Origin of the sequence: Flavobacterium sp. CBA20B-1, assembly GCF_028473145.1 — a bacterium.
Taxonomy (GTDB): Bacteria; Bacteroidota; Bacteroidia; order Flavobacteriales; family Flavobacteriaceae; genus Flavobacterium.
Genome location: NZ_CP092370.1, coordinates 1,129,778 through 1,147,432, shown reverse-complemented (window position 1 = coordinate 1,147,432; position 17,655 = coordinate 1,129,778). Strand labels below are relative to the sequence as shown.

General features: G+C 36.7%; 11 protein-coding genes and 11 tRNA genes. 10 read left to right on the top strand and 12 right to left on the bottom strand.

What is annotated here, in order from left to right; translation table 11 throughout:
• The first annotated feature begins 119 nt into the window (after positions 1-119).
• From MG290_RS05745 to rfbD, 10 genes are all read left to right on the top strand, one after another.
• Positions 120-5,159 (top strand): translocation/assembly module TamB, encoded by a 5,040-nt coding sequence (locus MG290_RS05745; protein ID WP_264562895.1) that lies wholly within the window; start codon positions 120-122, stop codon positions 5,157-5,159.
• Positions 5,131-7,446 (top strand): translocation and assembly module lipoprotein TamL, encoded by a 2,316-nt coding sequence (gene tamL, locus MG290_RS05740; protein WP_264562894.1) that lies wholly within the window; start codon positions 5,131-5,133, stop codon positions 7,444-7,446. The genes MG290_RS05745 and tamL overlap by 29 nt, the downstream gene beginning before the upstream one ends.
• 164 nt (positions 7,447-7,610) lie before the next feature.
• Positions 7,611-9,035 (top strand): sigma-54-dependent transcriptional regulator, encoded by a 1,425-nt coding sequence (locus tag MG290_RS05735; protein ID WP_264562893.1) that lies wholly within the window; start codon positions 7,611-7,613, stop codon positions 9,033-9,035.
• A 202-nt stretch (positions 9,036-9,237) separates the two neighbouring features.
• Entirely contained in the window at positions 9,238-10,530 is a 1,293-nt protein-coding gene (locus MG290_RS05730) for a nucleotide sugar dehydrogenase (RefSeq protein ID WP_264562892.1), read from the top strand.
• 388 nt (positions 10,531-10,918) lie between these two features.
• Complete coding sequence (locus MG290_RS05725; RefSeq protein WP_264562891.1) at positions 10,919-11,347, top strand: adenylyltransferase/cytidyltransferase family protein; 429 nt, start codon at positions 10,919-10,921, stop codon at positions 11,345-11,347.
• Positions 11,348-11,379: 32 nt separating this feature from the next.
• Positions 11,380-12,393: a UDP-glucose 4-epimerase GalE gene (gene galE / locus MG290_RS05720; RefSeq protein ID WP_264562890.1), complete on the top strand. Its 1,014-nt coding sequence runs from the start codon at positions 11,380-11,382 to the stop codon at positions 12,391-12,393.
• A gap of 48 nt (positions 12,394-12,441) precedes the next feature.
• Complete coding sequence (gene rfbB / locus MG290_RS05715) at positions 12,442-13,491, top strand: dTDP-glucose 4,6-dehydratase (protein WP_264562889.1); 1,050 nt, start codon at positions 12,442-12,444, stop codon at positions 13,489-13,491.
• 84 nt (positions 13,492-13,575) lie between these two features.
• Positions 13,576-13,932: a four helix bundle protein gene (locus MG290_RS05710; protein WP_264562888.1), complete on the top strand. Its 357-nt coding sequence runs from the start codon at positions 13,576-13,578 to the stop codon at positions 13,930-13,932.
• A gap of 54 nt (positions 13,933-13,986) precedes the next feature.
• Complete coding sequence (gene rfbC, locus MG290_RS05705; RefSeq protein ID WP_264562887.1) at positions 13,987-14,532, top strand: dTDP-4-dehydrorhamnose 3,5-epimerase; 546 nt, start codon at positions 13,987-13,989, stop codon at positions 14,530-14,532.
• A 152-nt stretch (positions 14,533-14,684) separates the two neighbouring features.
• Positions 14,685-15,536, top strand: a complete 852-nt coding sequence (gene rfbD / locus MG290_RS05700; protein ID WP_264562886.1) for a dTDP-4-dehydrorhamnose reductase — start codon at positions 14,685-14,687, stop codon at positions 15,534-15,536.
• Positions 15,537-15,606: 70 nt separating this feature from the next.
• Here the strand turns inward: rfbD and MG290_RS05695 are convergent, their stop codons facing one another.
• The 12 genes from MG290_RS05695 to MG290_RS05640 all read right to left on the bottom strand — a co-directional run bounded on the left by MG290_RS05695 (position 15,607) and on the right by MG290_RS05640 (position 17,479).
• On the bottom strand, positions 15,607-15,747 hold the full coding sequence (locus MG290_RS05695) for a hypothetical protein (protein ID WP_264562885.1): 141 nt from the start codon (positions 15,745-15,747) through the stop codon (positions 15,607-15,609).
• 629 nt (positions 15,748-16,376) lie between these two features.
• Positions 16,377-16,450, bottom strand: a tRNA-Arg gene (locus MG290_RS05690).
• Between the two features lie 29 nt (positions 16,451-16,479).
• Positions 16,480-16,554 (bottom strand) — tRNA-Pro (locus MG290_RS05685).
• A gap of 16 nt (positions 16,555-16,570) precedes the next feature.
• Positions 16,571-16,654: transfer RNA gene (locus MG290_RS05680), tRNA-Ser, on the bottom strand.
• 27 nt (positions 16,655-16,681) lie between these two features.
• Positions 16,682-16,754: transfer RNA gene (locus MG290_RS05675), tRNA-Lys, on the bottom strand.
• Positions 16,755-16,793: 39 nt separating this feature from the next.
• A tRNA-Lys gene (locus MG290_RS05670) sits at positions 16,794-16,866 on the bottom strand.
• Positions 16,867-16,905: 39 nt separating this feature from the next.
• Positions 16,906-16,978 (bottom strand) — tRNA-Lys (locus MG290_RS05665).
• A gap of 21 nt (positions 16,979-16,999) precedes the next feature.
• Positions 17,000-17,081, bottom strand: a tRNA-Leu gene (locus MG290_RS05660).
• A 15-nt stretch (positions 17,082-17,096) separates the two neighbouring features.
• Positions 17,097-17,169, bottom strand: a tRNA-Lys gene (locus MG290_RS05655).
• A gap of 32 nt (positions 17,170-17,201) precedes the next feature.
• Positions 17,202-17,275, bottom strand: a tRNA-Arg gene (locus MG290_RS05650).
• Between the two features lie 29 nt (positions 17,276-17,304).
• Positions 17,305-17,379: transfer RNA gene (locus tag MG290_RS05645), tRNA-Pro, on the bottom strand.
• Between the two features lie 16 nt (positions 17,380-17,395).
• A tRNA-Ser gene (locus MG290_RS05640) sits at positions 17,396-17,479 on the bottom strand.
• Between the last annotated feature and the right edge of the window lie 176 nt (positions 17,480-17,655).

Sequence of the window (17,655 nt, the reverse complement as noted above, 5' to 3'; positions counted from 1 at the left end):
TTTTACCCCCAAACCAATCACCAAAAACAATTTTTAACATTTCCCAACAAACTCATAATTTGCTTTTAAATATCATTAATATATGGTACTTTTGTTAGTAAAAAAGTAAGAAATTGAGTTTGAAAAAGAAAATTTTAAAAGTTATTAAATACGTTTTAATAACTTTAGCCTCTTTATTGGTGTTAATTTTGGTGGCAATTTATTCGCTTCAGTTTCCTGCTGTGCAAAATTTTGTGAAAGATAAATTGGTAAACTATTTGCAAGAAAAAATACAAACCAAGGTTTCTTTAAATCGGGTGTATGTTCATTTTCCTAATAAAATTGAGCTGGAACAATTATATCTCGAAGATCAAAATGCCGATACGCTTTTATACGTTAACCACCTAAATGTTGGTTTAGACCTTCCTCAATTATTAAATAACAAAGCCGAATTTACTGCTATTGAATTGGATGGATTAACAGCAAACGTGGAAAAACGCGCAGACAGCACTTTTAATTTTGACTATATTATTGATGCATTTGCCACTAACGATGAAGAGGATGAGGAAAGCAAACCTTTTATAATTGATTTAGATAAGATACACCTACAAAATATAAATGTTACATACAACGATCGCACCAGCAAAAACGATATTACTTTAAAATTAACCGATTTGCAAACCGTGGTAGAGGTTTTTGACTTAGAAAAAAACAACTACGCTGTTGATTACATTAATGCCGACGGATTTCAATTGGTTTTTAACCAAGGCATGTTAGAAGAAGTAGCTGCTAATACCAGAGAAAAGGTAGATTCTTTATCTGAAGAAAACCCTTTAAACATTGTTGTTAACGCATTAAATCTCACAAATTTTGATGTTTTATATGATGATGAAAATAGTGCTACACGCGCAAAAATAGTCTTTGCTAAATTGCAGTCAAAAATTAAAAAAATAGACCTGCCTACTAATAGCTTTAATATTTCGGACCTTCAATTTCATGATGCATTTGTAAATGTATTGCTCACACCTATGTCAAAAGCATCGCAAAGTGTCAATGATTCAGCAACTAATAATCAAGAAGAAGTTGCCGCTGAAACCAATCCGTTTAAAGTATTTTTAAACAAAGCCAATCTGCAAAATGTAAACGTGGTTTACAACAACGGTTTGGGCGAAAATACTTCAAAAGCATTTAATGCCAATCATTTAGATATTAAAAAATTAACAGCAAACATCAACGATCTAGAAATGATAGGCAGCAATGTGAAAGGAATTATTCAAGAGGCAAGTTTTACTGAAACCAGTGGCTTTTTGTTGGAAGAGCTGTCAACAAAATTTGTATATGGTGAAAAGGAAACTCTTTTAGAAAACTTAACATTAAAAACTCCCAACACCTTTTTGCAACGCAGTTTAAAACTGCAATACCAGTCAATTGATGATTTTACGAATAATCTGGGAAATGTAGCGTTAGAAGCCAATTTGCCCGATACGAAAATCGGCTTTAAAGATATTCTTTGGTTGGCACCCGATTTAAAAAATACGGCGCCTTTTAATTCGTATCCCACTGCGGTTCTGAATGTTTCTGCCAATGTAAAAGGAAAAGTAAACGATCTTTTAGTACAAGAATTCAAACTTTCAGGCTTAGGTAGTTTAAATGTAAATGCTTCGGGAACCATAAAAAACGCATTGGAAACCGATCGTTTATGGATGAATTTAAAAATTGCAAACCTCACAGCAGATAAGCGTTTGATCAATAATTTAGCGCCAAAAAATGCGATTCCAAATAGCATAGAAATTCCGGAAAACATGAACCTTTCCGGGAAAATTAAAGGCGGTTTGAATGATTTATATGCCGATTTAGGATTGCAATCTTCCTTTGGTAATGCAAAATTCACTGGAACATTTAATCAAAAAGTGAAAAATGCTGAAAAGTATGACATCAATGCGACGTTAGCATCTTTTAACGTAGGCAAATTGTTGAAACAACCCGATTTGGGCATCGTAACTGCTCAGGCAAAAATAAACGGAACTGGTTTTAATTTCGAACAGAACAATGCCACGATCGATGCATTTGTAACCCAAGCAACTTATAAAGGTTACACTTACCAAGGCGTTGATTTAAAAGGAAAAATTTCCAATGGAAATTACGAGGCAACGCTTCGTTCTGATGATGAAAACGCAAAATTAAATATCGCAGCCAGCGGAGTGTACAACGCCACGCAGCCAACTGTAAAAACCGATGGTACTATTTTTAAAATTGATCTTAACAAACTTGGTTTTTACGATACACCAATGGCTTTGGCAGGAAAGTTAAAGGCCGATTTTTCATCGCTTAATCCCGATGCTTTGAATGGCGAAATGCTGTTGCAAGATTTTGTGCTTTCAGACGGTGACGAAATTTATCCAATCAGTACAATAAGCCTAAAAGCGGTGAGTAATGACAGCATCAATAGCATCGACTTAAAATCACAAATTGTTGATGCAGCCATTACCGGAAAATATAAATTAACCGAAATTAGTGCTTCGTTGCTTAGCACATTAAATCAATATTATCATTTTCAAAAAGAAAGCGATCCCAAAAAACCAATTAGTCCATCGCAATATTTTGATTTTAAAGGAAAAATTAAAAACGACGACCTCATTCGCAAGTTTGCACCTGCGCTTACATCGTTTCAAACCATCAATCTGTACGGTTCCTACAATGCCGATTCGCGTAAAATTACGGTATATGGAAGTGTGCCCCAAGTGCAATATGATGCTTATCAACTGAATGACATTAAATTATCGGCTGGAAACGATGAAGAAAGCTTGAATTATTCCGTAACATTGAACCAGTTAGACAGCGAACAATTTAGGTTAGAAAATATTGTTTTAGATGGATTTATAGCAAACGATGTCATTGATTACAATTTATTGGTTAAAGACGACAACGAGGAAGTTCAATATAAAATTGCCGGAAATGTAGCCACAGCCAATGATTTGATTGATTTAAGCTTGAAACAAGACGGTTTTGTGTTGAATTATGATGCTTGGAGTGTTGCACCGAACAATAAACTTACTGTGTATCCAACAGGATTGGTGGCACAAAATTTAGATCTTACAAGCGCCAACAGTTCCATTACGATTAATTCAGAAGGCGACACACCTGCAGCGCCTTTAAATATTCAATTTAAAGATTTTAAAATTGAAACATTAACAGAGATTGTTCGTAAAGATTCGTTACCTGCAGAAGGAACCATCAATGGAAAAGCGGTATTAAAAGATGTGATGAATGATTTGCGGTTAACAGCCGATTTAAACATTAAAGATTTAAAAGTTTTTGGAAATGCCATTGGAACGATAGATGCTTTGGTGGCAAACGAAACATCTTCTTTATATAATGCAGATATTAAATTGAGCGGCTTCAACAACAACTTGTCGCTATTGGGAAGCTATGATACCGCAGCAAGTAAATTTGATGCCGATTTAGATATAAAAGCCTTGCAAATGACCAGTATTCAAGGTTTTTCAATGAACCAACTCAGCGATGCTAAGGGATATATTTCGGGTAAATTGAAACTTACCGGCACTACTGATGCACCAAGTATATTGGGGAATGTACAGTTTAACGATGCCGGTTTTGGCGTATCACAGCTCAACACTACTTTTCAAAACATGAACGATGAAATTCAATTTACTAATAGAGGAATTGTGTTTAAATCGTTTAAAATAAATGATACCGATGGAAATGCCTTAACCATAAACGGCGCAGTACTTACCAAAACGTATCAAGATTTTAATTTTGATTTGAATCTTTCGGCGCGCAATTTCAAAGTGGTGAATTCTACTAAAACCGATAATCAAATGCTTTATGGGGTGATGGCTATCAATGCTAATATTGGTGTAAAAGGCAATTTAGATCTTCCAAAAATAGACGGAACGATAAATGTAACCGATAAAACCGATTTCACATTTGTAATGCCGCAATCAAGTCCGGCGTTGCAAGAACGCGAAGGCATTATAGAATTTGTAGATCAAGATCAATTGGCTTTGGAAGATACCATAGAAGACCCCGAAGAAGATTTAAACCAAACACTAAGCGGCTTGGATGTAAACTTAAATATCGAGTTAGACAAAGAAGCACAAATGTCTATCGTAATTGATAAAGCAAACGGAGATTTTATCAAATTGCAAGGAGAAGGGCAGTTAACAGGTGGTATTGATCCATCGGGCAAAACAACCCTTGTGGGAAGATATGAGGTAAACGAAGGCGCTTATGAAATGTCGGTAAGTTTGTTAAAACGTCGATTCATCATTCAAAAAGGAAGTTCTATCACTTGGACGGGCGAGCCTACAAAAGCAGATGTTGATATCACAGCTATCTATAAAACCAAAGCAGCACCTTATGATTTGGTACAACAACAAGTGGGCAACGACGAAATTTCGAACTTATACAAACAACGCATTCCTTTTAATACCTTGTTAAAAATGTCGGGCGAATTGCTAAAACCAATCATTACATTTGATATAGAAGTAGATGGCAATAATCCCGGCATACCAACGGAAATCACCGCAGCTGTAAGCAATAAACTAAGTGAACTGCGCACCGAAGAGTCGGAAATGAACAAACAAGTTTTTGCTTTGTTACTGTTGAATCGTTTCATTGGCGAAAATCCATTTCAAAGCAGTGCAGGAATGTCTGCAGAAAGCGTTGCCCGCCAAAGTGTAAGCCGTATGCTTTCGGAGCAGTTAAACAATATTGCTGCTGATTTAATTGATGGTGTGGAATTGAATTTTGATTTAGAATCTACCGACGATTACAGCACAGGTACCCAACAAAACCGTACCGATTTGAATGTAAATATTTCTAAAACATTGTTGAATGATCGTTTAAAAGTGAGTGTGGGCAGTAATTTTGGTTTAGAAGGAAATGAACGCCAAAACGAACAAATGACCAATATTGCAGGCGATATTCAGATAGAATATTTATTGTCTAAAGACGGCAGGTATTTATTAAAAGCCTATCGAAAAGACGAATACCAAGTGGCACTACAAGGACAAATTATTGAAACCGGCGTTGGTTTTGTGATTACATTAGATTACAACAAATTTAGAGAGTTGATCAACCGCAGCAAACGAAACCGCGCCTTTAGAAAACAACAAAGAAAATTACAAAATGAACAAGCTACCCCAACTACTAAATAAACTACTTTTTGCAGCCACAGCTTTGTTTTTGGTTGGCTGTAGCAATACGCGTTTTGTGCCCGAAGGTGATTATTTATACACAGGTGCATCTATTACTATTTTAAGCGATTCCTTGCCGAAAAGCAAAAAATCGGCATTAGAAGATTTGCTAAAAGAATCGTTAACCCCAAAACCCAACAAATCATTTTTGGGGTTGCGTCCACAAATATATATCTACAATAAAGTAAGCGAACCAAAAAAAGACAAGGGATTTAAACATTGGTTAAAGTATAAAGTAGGAAAAAAACCGGTCTATTTAAGTGATGTGGACATTCCTTTTAACTTAGATTTAATCGAAAACACGGGTGAGAATAATGGTTATTTTAATATTTCGGCAAGTTATGATACCGTGCCCAAAAACAAGAAAGTACATATCAATTATGAAGTATCGCCGCGCGTTCAATATACAATCAATGAGGTTACTTTTCCACAAGATTCAACCATTTTGGCAAAAGAAATCCGGAAAACAACCGATGAATCGCTTTTAAAAATAAACGATCCGTTTAGTTTAGATGTCATTAAAAATGAACGCGAGCGTATCGATGCGAAATTAAAAGAAAATGGTTTTTATTATTTTGACCCCAACAACATTATTGTACAAGTAGATAGTACCGAAGTAAAACACAAAGTCAACTTAAAAGTAAAAATTAAAAACGATACACCCGAACTGGCAAAAGAACAGTTTACGATTGATAAAATTTATATCTTTTCGGATTATAACTTGCGAAATGCGCGCAACCGCCGCAATTTGGTGCGTGCAAACACCGATACCATTCTGTGGAAAGACAATGTATATATTTTAGACCCAAAAGAAAAATTCCGTCCGCAAATTTATGATCGGGCGTTGTATTTTAAATCGGGCGATTTGTACAATCGTTCCAATCACAACCTCACTTTAAGCCGACTGATAAATTTGGGTACGTTTAAGTTTGTAAAAAATCAATTTGTATTAAAAGACTCAACCGCTCAAAAATTCGATGTGTATTATTACCTCACTCCAAACGATTTCAAGTCGCTTCGATTGGAAACATTGGGAAAATCGAATTCTGCAAGTTATGTGGGCGGAGAAGTAAACTTTAATTGGCGCCACCGCAATTTTCTTCGCGGAGCAGAATTGTTTACAGCAACACTCTACACAGCCATCGATTTTCAATTGGGCGGCAGTAAGGAAGCCAATAATATTTACCGTGTGGGTAGCCGTTTTAGTTTAACTTGGCCGCGCATCATTGCCCCGTTTAAATTTCAGTCATCAAGTGCCTTTGTGCCGCGTACTCGGGTACAATTAGGATACGAATATCAAAACCGCACCCAACTATACACGTTGCATAATTTCAATGCATCATTTGGATATCTATGGAAAGAAAACGCCTTGCGCGAACACGATCTAAAACTGCTTGAAGTTACCTATGTTGCACCTGAAAAAACCACTGCAAAGTATGAAGAAGAGATTGCAAAATATCCACCATTAGCCCGTGTTACCGAAAAGCAATTGATTTTTGGTCCGGTATATTCGTATATTTTCACCAATACCATGTTGCCTAAAAAACACACTTTTTATTACAAAGGATTATTAGACTTATCGGCCAATTTAACAGGTATTATATCAGGAGCAAACGCAGAAAAAGAAGCGCCTAAAACCATTTTGGGTGTTGCATATAGCCAATACATCAAAACAGAACACGATTTTAGGTACTATTTAAAACTGAACAATACCTCGCAACTTGCGAGCCGTTTTATTGCAGGAGTGGCCTATCCGTATGGAAATTCGGTGCACATGCCTTTTTCTAAACAATTTTTTGTGGGTGGTAGCAATAGTATTCGTGCTTTTCGAGCACGTACGTTGGGTCCGGGTAGCTATGATCCGCGCGGAGAAGGTTCATCTTTTTACCATGATCAAGCAGGAGATGTGAAATTAGAAGCAAATTTAGAATACCGTGCCAATATTATTAGTTTTTTAAATGCAGCAGTGTTTGTAGATGCCGGAAATGTATGGCTTTTTAACGAAGAAACTACAAGACCCGGCGGACAGTTTAGCAAAGAATTTTTATCAGAAATTGCCGTTGGCGCTGGTTTTGGTTTGCGTTTCGACTTTAATATCCTCATTCTTCGTGCCGATTTGGCAATGCCTTTGCGCATACCTTACTATCCCAAAGGAGACCGCTGGACTTTCAATGAAATAGACTTTTCACGAAAAACATGGCGCCGAGATAACCTTATGTTTAATATTGCCATTGGGTATCCGTTTTAATATTTTTTTAGGCAGATTTTATACCAAATTTGTAATGACGTAGGATTAATAATCATGTTTTGAGGGAAGCAAAAATTTCACCAAATAAAAAATATGTATTAATAGAAAATTTTGTACCTTTCAAAATCCTTATTATTATGTAATACAAAATATCTTGCCCAAGAATGAAAAAAATTTTAATAATAGAAGATGATGTGTCTTTCTGCCTGATGATGAAGACATTTCTAACCAAAAAAGGGTTCGAAGTGTTCCATGCTTTTTCATTCAAAGAAGCGGCTATAATCTTAAACGATGAAAAAATTGACCTAGTTTTAACCGATGTGCGCTTGCCAGATAACGATGGTATCGAAATACTCAAATTCATTAAAGATATCAATCCTGCCATTCAAGTAATATTAATGACTGGCTACACCGATATCAAAACAGCAGTTAATGTGATGAAAATGGGTGCTTTTGACTATGTATCGAAACCCATAAATTCTGACGAAATCCTGCATACTATTGACAAAGCACTGAAAGATTCCGGAAAAACAGCTACGGTGGTTCACTCCGAAAAAAATACTGAAACCAATGAAACACGACCTGTAAAAAATGCATACACAGGTAGTCATTTCATTAAAGGTAAAAGTGAAAAGTCTAAAGAATTGCACGAGTTTATCAACGTGGTGGCGCCTACAAATATTTCGGTATTGATCATAGGTGATAGTGGTACCGGAAAGGAAAACATAGCCTATTCCATTCACAAATTAAGCAAGCGTCAAAACATGCCTTATGTGGCGGTTGATTGTGGGGCAATCCCAAAAGATTTAGCTGCAAGCGAATTTTTTGGCCATGTAAAAGGTTCCTTTACAGGTGCAACGGGTGATAAAGTTGGTCACTTTGAAGCAGCTAATGGGGGAACTATTTTTTTAGACGAAGTAGGTAATTTAACCTACGATGTTCAAGTGCAACTACTTCGTGCTTTGCAAGAACGAAAAGTGAAACCTGTAGGAAGCAGTAAAGAAATAAATGTAGATATTCGCATTATTGCTGCTACCAACGAAGACTTACAAAAAGCAGTTCGAGACGGACATTTTAGAGAAGATTTATACCATCGATTAAACGAATTTTCCATTCAAGCTCCCCGTTTAAATGAACGAGGTAAGGATATTCTTGAATTTGCAAATTTTTTTATAGCGCAATCAAATGAGGAATTAGAGCGCGATGTTCATGGTTTGTCTGATGAAGTTACAGAATTGTTTTTAAACTATGAATGGCCGGGAAATTTACGAGAAATGCGCAATGTAATTAAACGAGCGGTATTATTAAGTAAATCCGATTTTATTGAAACTTCTGTTCTACCTGCTGAAATGTTTCAGCAAAACACTTTGTTAAAAAGCAATGAGACAGATGAAAATACAGCAACTAATTTCAGCAACGGTATTTCACCTGAAGAGGAGATGAAGTTGTATTCATCTAAAAACGAAGAGCATTTAATCAGAGTGGCATTAGAAAAAGCAAAATACAACAAAACAAAAGCAGCACAAATATTGGGAATTGACCGTAAAACGCTGTACAATAAATTAAAACTCTACGATATTGAGTTGTAACGAAAAATAAATAAAAATGAGTACTTTTGGGTACTCATTTTACATTTAACTATTTTTGCGGAAGTAGGCACCAACTTGTAGATTGTTCCAACAAAAGGTATTGATGTTTTCAGTTTTAAAACTATTGAAAACAGTAAGGTTCAATATAAATGGTGTTTTGGCTTGTTAATTGATTTTAAAAAGCTGTTTATAAAGAAGAAATATGAACAAACAACCTATAATTGCGGTCATTGGTTTAGGCTATGTGGGGCTACCACTAGCTTGTCTATTTGCCAAAAAATACCAAGTGATTGGTTATGATATCGATACAAACCGAATTGCAGCGCTTAATAATGGCGAAGACCGAACTTTAGAGGTATCAAAAGAAACCTTACAGTCTGTTTTAAATACATCATTAGCGAGTACTACTGCTTCTAACGGTTTGCGTTTTTCAGACTGTGAGGTAGATTTGGAAATAGCCGATTATTACATCATCACCGTGCCTACACCTGTTGATAAAAACAACACACCCGATCTAACGCCTCTTAAAAAAGCATCTGAATTGGTGGGTTCGGTACTGCGAAAAGGAAATGTAGTGGTTTATGAATCAACTGTTTATCCAGGAGTAACAGAAGAAGAATGTGTGCCTATTTTAGAAAGAATTTCAGGTTTGCAGTTCAATACTGATTTCTTTGCAGGATATTCTCCAGAACGGGTAAATCCGGGCGATAAAGAACGGTCTATTGAAAAAATTATTAAAGTAACTTCTGGTTCAACAACCGCAATTGCTCAGGAGATTGATGCACTTTATGCATCGGTTATAACAGCTGGAACACACAAAGCATCTTCAATCAAAGTGGCAGAAGCAGCAAAAGTGATCGAAAATGCGCAACGCGACATAAATATTGCTTTTGTAAACGAATTGGCAAAAATTTTTGCGTTAATGGGTATCGATACCAAAGAAGTATTGCAAGCTGCAGGAACCAAATGGAATTTTATGCCCTTTCAACCAGGTTTAGTAGGCGGACATTGTATTGGGGTGGATCCGTTTTATTTGGCACAAAAGGCACAACAAATGGGCTATTATTCAGAATTGATTTTATCGGCACGTAGGTTAAACGATTCAATGGGTGCATTTGTAGCATCCCAAGTAGTGAAACTAATGATTCAAAATGATATGAAGATAAAAAAAGCTAAAGTTTTGGTATTAGGTGTCACTTTTAAAGAAAATTGTCCCGATATGCGCAATTCCAAAGTATGGGATGTGGTAGATGCACTTTTAGATTATGGATGCTGTGTTTCCGTATATGATCCATGGGTAAATTGGAAAAATCGTGTGCTTCCAAAAGAAGTCATTGTTTTAGAATCTTTAGAAAATACCACCTTCGATGCAGCAGTTTTAGCCGTAGCCCATCAACAATTTTTATCGATGGATGTTCGAAAACATTTGAACCCATCTGGCGTGATTTATGATGTGAAAGGAGTTTTACAAGAACCGGTAGATGGCAGACTGTAAGACATTGTTGGCGCTCGGTATCCTTTGAAGCATTATTGAAATAATTTTAATGATAGTATTAAAAACACCTTTCAAGATGTTAATGCATATTAGGCATCATGTAGCACAATCAATAGTTAAAAGTTTTTTGATATTTTGTGAGAATCAAATTTTGTTACTGTTAAATGCCACTCCGAAAGCAGTAGTATAAATAAGGAGTAACAAACTAAAAAATAATGTTTCGCTTATTCAAATATACACGCACGCTTAAAAAGTTTTTCTTCAATCCATAAAAAAGTGGTAAATTTCCACCCATAAATGCTTTTTAGACGGTGTACAGAAAAGGTAGGAAGTAAAAGTGATGCATCCTTCGAAAATACATTTTTTCTGAAGAGTTATACAAAACATTATGAAAATAGGAATTACTTTTAGTGCGTTCGATTTGTTGCACGCAGGACATATAAAAATGCTCGAAGACGCAAAACGTCAGTGCGATTATTTAATTTGTGGGTTGCAAACCGATCCCACAATAGATCGACCTGAAAAAAACAAACCCGCCCAAAGCGTTGTAGAGCGGTATATTCAGTTAAAAGGATGTATTCATGTTGATGAAATTGTTCCTTACGCAACCGAGCAAGATTTAGAAGATATTCTTCGGTCGTTTAAAATCGATGTTCGTATTTTAGGAGAAGAATACCGCGATAAGAATTTTACTGGTAGAGCTTATTGTGAGGAAAAAGGTATTGCAATGTATTTTAACCAACGCGATCACCGTTTCTCAAGTTCGGGTTTGCGCAAAAGCGTAGCCGAAAAAGAAAGCATTAAAAGCAACGAGTAAGCACCCAAAATTCACTCTTAAAAAAGAAAAAAATGAAAAATATATTGGTAACAGGTGGCTTAGGCTATATTGGTTCCCACACCGTAGTGGCTTTGCAGCAAGCCGGTTTTCAAGTGTATATTATAGACGATTTATCAAATTCCCATCTAAACGTTTGGGAAAAAATCACATCCATTACCAACATACAGCCGGTTTTTTACAATATCGATTTGAAAGATGCAAATGCGGTGAATGTTTTTTTTCAATCACATGATATTGATGGTATCATTCATTTTGCAGCTTACAAAGCAGTAGGCGAATCAGTAGAAAAACCTTTGCTTTATTACCGCAATAATTTGTTGGGATTGATGAATGTTTTGCAAGCAATGGACGATTATGCGGCAGACCATTTTATTTTTTCCTCATCGTGTACCGTGTACGGACAAGCAGATGAAATGCCGATACATGAACAAACACCGCTGAAAAAACCAGAGTCGCCTTATGGAAACACCAAAAAAATAGGCGAGGAGATCATTGAAGATTTTGTGAAAGCTACACAAAAAAACGCCATAGCCTTGCGGTATTTTAATCCTGTTGGTGCTCATGCATCTGGAGTGATTGGTGAATTGCCAAGCGGCATACCTAATAATTTAGTTCCATATGTTACGCAAACAGCGTTGGGAATAAGGGAACGTTTAGGAATTTTTGGCAACGATTACGATACGCGCGACGGCACAGCTATTCGCGATTATATCGATGTAAATGATTTAGCCGATGCCCACGTTAAAGCCATGCAACGTTTGTTGGATAAGAAAAACCAAGCTCATTTAGAGTTTTTTAATTTGGGTTCAGGTACCGGCTCAACAGTTCTAGAAATTGTACATGCTTTTGAACAAGCAAACGGAATCAAAATACCCTATGAAATGAAACCCCGCAGAGCAGGTGATATTGTGCAAGCATTTGCCGATTATTCGTTAGCAAAAAACCAACTTAATTGGCAGCCCACAACCAGCTTAGAAACCTCTATGCAAACCTCTTGGAAATTTCAGCAACAAACAGAAAAGTAATAATAAAATAGTATCTTTGAACCCATTCGATTAGAAACATTCAAAAAAATGAAACATACCCTTATCATTACAGGTGGAGCCGGATTCATCGGTTCGCACGTGGTACGCGAATTGGTGACCAAATATCCCGATTATACCATCGTAAATGTAGATGTGTTGACCTACGCTGGTAATTTAGAAAATTTAAAAGATATCGATCACTTGCCCAATTATCATTTTGAAAAAGTTGATATTTGTGATGCAGAGGCTGTTAATCGTGTTTTTGAAAAATACCAACCAACCGGCGTTATTCACTTGGCAGCCGAGTCGCACGTAGATCGTTCCATTGCCGATCCTTTGGCTTTTGTGATGACCAACGTAATTGGTACGGTGAATCTATTAAATGCCGCACGTGAAATATGGAAAGATAATTATGAGGGTAAACGTTTCCATCATGTGTCAACCGATGAGGTTTTTGGTGCGTTGGGCAGCGAAGGTTTCTTTACCGAAGATACTAAATACGATCCGCACTCGCCTTATTCCGCTTCCAAAGCATCTTCTGACCATTTTGTGCGTGCATATCACGATACATACGGCATGCCGATCATCATGACCAATTGTTCCAACAATTATGGCCCGAACCATTTTCCAGAAAAATTAATTCCGTTGTGTATCCATAATATCATCAATAACAAGCCGTTGCCAATTTATGGTGATGGAAAATATACCCGCGATTGGTTGTTTGTGATTGATCATGCCAAAGCGATTGATTTGGTTTTCCACGAAGGAAAAAACGGTGCGAGTTATAATGTGGGTGGATTTAATGAATGGACAAATATTGATTTAGTCAAAGAATTGTGCAAGCAAATGGATGCCAAATTAGGTAGAGAACCAGGCACTAGTGAACAGTTGATTACCTTTGTGAAAGACCGTCCGGGGCACGATTTGCGTTATGCCATTGATGCGAATAAGATTAATAAAGAATTGGGATGGTATCCAAGCGTAACCTTTGAACAAGGGTTGGCAAAAACAATTGATTGGTTTATGGACAATCAAGATTGGCTGAACAATGTCACATCGGGAGATTATCAGAAATATTATGAGGGGCAGTATAAGTAAAGGAGAAGAGGAGTGACCGAGTGACGGGGTGACCAAGTGACGGAGTGACCAAGTGACCATTGCAGAATTAAAAGATAAAATGTTATGAAAAGTCATAAAGATTTGATTGTTTATCAAAGATCACTCTTATATGTTAAGTCTATATATAATTTTACACAAGGTTTTCCGCTTGAAGAACGATATGGATTAACCAGTCAATTACGGCGAGCGGCTGTTTCTATACCAAGTAATATCGCTGAAGGAGCTGCAAGACAGTATCATAAAGAATTTATTCAATTTTTGTACATCGCCTTAGGTTCTTTAGCTGAAGTTGAAACACAAATAGAATTAGCTGTTTTGTTAGGGTTTAAGGGGAATATCGATAAGAATGAATTGTTGGATGAAAACGCTTCTATTAGAAGAATGTTGTTGAAATTAATTCAAAGTTTACAAAAAAAATAATTAAATATAGCTGTGTCACTTGTTTACGGTGTCACTGCGTTACCATATTATCACATGCAAATATTCGAAACAAAACTAAAAGGCTGTTTTATTATAGAACCACGCAAGTTTGAAGACGAACGCGGGTACTTTTTTGAAAGCTTTAACGAAAAAACATTTAACGATTTAACGGGAACAAACACCCATTTTGTGCAAGACAATCAAAGTTATTCCACAAGAGGAGTGATACGCGGATTGCATGCGCAAGCAGGTGCTCATGCCCAAGCAAAATTGGTACGCGTTTTAAAAGGCGAAGTAATTGATGTAGCTGTTGATGCCCGTCCAGACTCAGACACTTTTGGTCAGCATGTAGCCGTGCATTTATCAGCAGAAAATAATCAGCAGTTGTTTATTCCACGTGGCTTTTTGCATGGTTTTTCGGTATTGAGCGAAGAAGCAATCTTTTTTTATAAATGTGATAATTTTTATAACAAAGAATCAGAACAAGGCGTTTTTTACAATTCACCTGAATTACTTATTGATTGGGGAATAGAGGCAGAAGATGAGATCGTATCAGAAAAAGACATCATTTTGCCAACTTTTAATCAATTGTTTAATTGATAATTTGTTCATTTGTAGAATTGTTTAATCGTTGATGTATTTAACTGTTTAATTGATGATATGTTTAATCGTTATTATGTTACTTTGTCAGTTCATCAAATAATCAGTTCATCGAACCACCATTTAACCATTTAACCATAACACCTTCTAAGATGAAAATATTAATCACCGGTCGTCAAGGTCAACTAGGATCCGAATTATACGATTTAAAAGAATTATATCCTCAACACCAAATGGTTTTTGTAGATCGTGAGGAAATGGATTTAAGTAATCCGGAACAGATTCTCGAAGTTTTAAAAACCGAAAAACCAGGGATTATTGTAAGTGCAGGCGCATATACAGCCGTTGATAAAGCCGAAAGTGACCAAGAACTGTGCAATGCTGTAAACCATATCGCTGTGCAAACAATTGGTGAGTGGGCCGCAACAAACCAAGCAAAAGTCATTCATATATCTACCGATTATGTATTTGATGGCAACAGTGAAACACCGTTAAAGGAAACCGATACACCAGATCCAATCAACGTGTACGGACAAACAAAGCTGCAAGGCGAACAAGCTTTACAAGCTTCAGGTGCCAACAATGTCATCATTCGCACCGCTTGGGTATATTCAACGTACGGAGCTAATTTTGTAAAAACCATGCTGCGTTTAATGAGCGAACGTGATGAAATAGGGGTGGTGGCAGACCAAGTAGGCACGCCGACCTATGCTCGCGATTTGGCACAAGCCATCATGACGATTGTAGAAGCACCTGTGTTTGTTCAAGGAGTTTATCACTACAGTAACGAAGGTAAAATAAGTTGGCATGAATTTGCCACAGCAATAAAAGAAATCAAAGGCTTCAGCACCACCGTAAACGCCATTGGCAGCGATGCTTTTCCCACACCCGCAAAGCGACCTCATTTTTCATTGCTGGATAAATCAAAAATTAAAGAAGTGTACCAAGTTGCCGTTCCGCACTGGAAAACAAGCTTGGAAGAAATGCTTTTAAAGATGCGTTAATCGTTTATCTTTTTTTACAATAAGAATTTTATTTCTTCGTATTTTAAGAGGGCGCAGGAAGGATGTTGATTTAACTTTCTTGTTCTTCAATTGATAGAATAACACTGAAAATTTCTTTTTTTATCATCACTTCAGTGAAACGAATAAAATGAACAATCAATGTATCAGGTTCATCTTGATGATTGGTGTCGTTTTCATATTTAAATATCATGACTACTCCTATCAATTTGTATTATTAACTTCAATTCATGACAATAAAAATCAACAAACTAATTGTGTTTAAATTGGGTTAAAAATTTGATTTTAAAAATATTAATGTATTCTTTCCTAGGTACTGTGTACGCTCATGAAATGGATTTCACAGATTATTTTTAGCTTAATTTCATATAATTAATCGGTGATTTTGGTAAAAGATAGAACCAACTGGAAGTTAGGAAACAATAAAAAATACCCGCTTTTCATTTATTTAAAAATTTAAAAATAGAGCAATTAAAAGCACTATTACAAAATTTTCAACTGCATGAAAAACACTGCTGTTTTTTCAATATAGTAGTTATTAGTGATGTCGAAAATATATTTTTATATCGTTGTTTCTTTTAATAAACCAGAGCAAGCATTGGAATGCTACTAAAAAAGTTGCAGATGGAAGTATTTTTTTGAGCGTTAAAATCTAGCAGTTTTAATTTTGAAATTAAAATTCTAATGTCTTAAACCTTAATTTAAAGTTCTTTTTAAATTTGGAAAAATATCATAATTTTGGAAGAAGGAATGTCAATAAAACTTAAAAATCAGTAGAAATACACATAAAAAAATCGCACTAAATAAAGTACGATTTGTATGTGATCCAATCAGGATTCGAACCTGAGACCTACTGCTTAGAAGGCAGTTGCTCTATCCAGCTGAGCTATTGGACCCAACCTTAAACAAACAACTGTTTAAAATGTCGGGGTGGCAGGATTCGAACCTGCGACCTCCTGGTCCCAAACCAGGCGCGATGACCGGGCTACGCTACACCCCGAATTGGTCATTAACCGCGGAGAGACAGGGATTCGAACCCTGGCATCGGTTACCCGATGACAGATTAGCAATCTGCTCCGTTACCACTCCGGCACCTCTCCTAAAAATCTAAAAGAATATGATTTTTGTGACCCGACTGGGGCTCGAACCCAGGACCCCAACATTAAAAGTGTTGTGCTCTACCAACTGAGCTATCGAGTCATTGAACTAAAAAGTTCGTAACTTATCAATAAAATTTTGTGACCCGACTGGGGCTCGAACCCAGGACCCCAACATTAAAAGTGTTGTGCTCTACCAACTGAGCTATCGAGTCATTGAACTAAAAAGTCCGTAACTTATCAATAAAATTTTGTGACCCGACTGGGGCTCGAACCCAGGACCCCAACATTAAAAGTGTTGTGCTCTACCAACTGAGCTATCGAGTCAATATTATTTCGACTTTTTCGTGACCACGATGGGAGTCGAACCCATACGCCTTTCAGCACCACCCCCTCAAGATGGCGAGTCTACCAATTCCTCCACGCGGCCTGTAAACTTCAATTGTGACCCGACTGGGGCTCGAACCCAGGACCCCAACATTAAAAGTGTTGTGCTCTACCAACTGAGCTATCGAGTCGAAAACGATTCTAAAAAGAATCTTAATTTTTGTGATCCAATCAGGATTCGAACCTGAGACCTACTGCTTAGAAGGCAGTTGCTCTATCCAGCTGAGCTATTGGACCCAACCTTAAACAAACAACTGTTTAAAATGTCGGGGTGGCAGGATTCGAACCTGCGACCTCCTGGTCCCAAACCAGGCGCGATGACCGGGCTACGCTACACCCCGAATTGGTCATTAACCGCGGAGAGACAGGGATTCGAACCCTGGCATCGGTTACCCGATGACAGATTAGCAATCTGCTCCGTTACCACTCCGGCACCTCTCCTGCTATAACTCATCTTAAATCAGTTAAGCGGTTGCAAATGTATAACGAGATTTAAGACTTTGCAAGTATTTATTGTATTTTTTTTAAAAACAAAAGGTTTTATACTACCATTCTATTAATAATCAGTAAAATAAAACATTATTTATTTTTTTATATAAACAAACAAAAAGCTGGTG

Bases quoted from the DNA above. Each gene is read 5' to 3' on its own strand.
- tamL (WP_264562894.1), top strand. From the start codon at position 5,131: ATGAACAAGCTACCCCAACTACTAAATAAACTACTTTTTGCAGCCACA.
- MG290_RS05735 (WP_264562893.1), top strand. From the start codon at position 7,611: ATGAAAAAAATTTTAATAATAGAAGATGATGTGTCTTTCTGCCTGATG.
- MG290_RS05730 (WP_264562892.1), top strand. From the start codon at position 9,238: ATGAACAAACAACCTATAATTGCGGTCATTGGTTTAGGCTATGTGGGG.
- MG290_RS05725 (WP_264562891.1), top strand. From the start codon at position 10,919: ATGAAAATAGGAATTACTTTTAGTGCGTTCGATTTGTTGCACGCAGGA.
- galE (WP_264562890.1), top strand. From the start codon at position 11,380: ATGAAAAATATATTGGTAACAGGTGGCTTAGGCTATATTGGTTCCCAC.
- rfbB (WP_264562889.1), top strand. From the start codon at position 12,442: ATGAAACATACCCTTATCATTACAGGTGGAGCCGGATTCATCGGTTCG.
- MG290_RS05710 (WP_264562888.1), top strand. From the start codon at position 13,576: ATGAAAAGTCATAAAGATTTGATTGTTTATCAAAGATCACTCTTATAT.
- rfbC (WP_264562887.1), top strand. From the start codon at position 13,987: ATGCAAATATTCGAAACAAAACTAAAAGGCTGTTTTATTATAGAACCA.
- rfbD (WP_264562886.1), top strand. From the start codon at position 14,685: ATGAAAATATTAATCACCGGTCGTCAAGGTCAACTAGGATCCGAATTA.
- MG290_RS05695 (WP_264562885.1), bottom strand. From the start codon at position 15,747: ATGATATTTAAATATGAAAACGACACCAATCATCAAGATGAACCTGAT.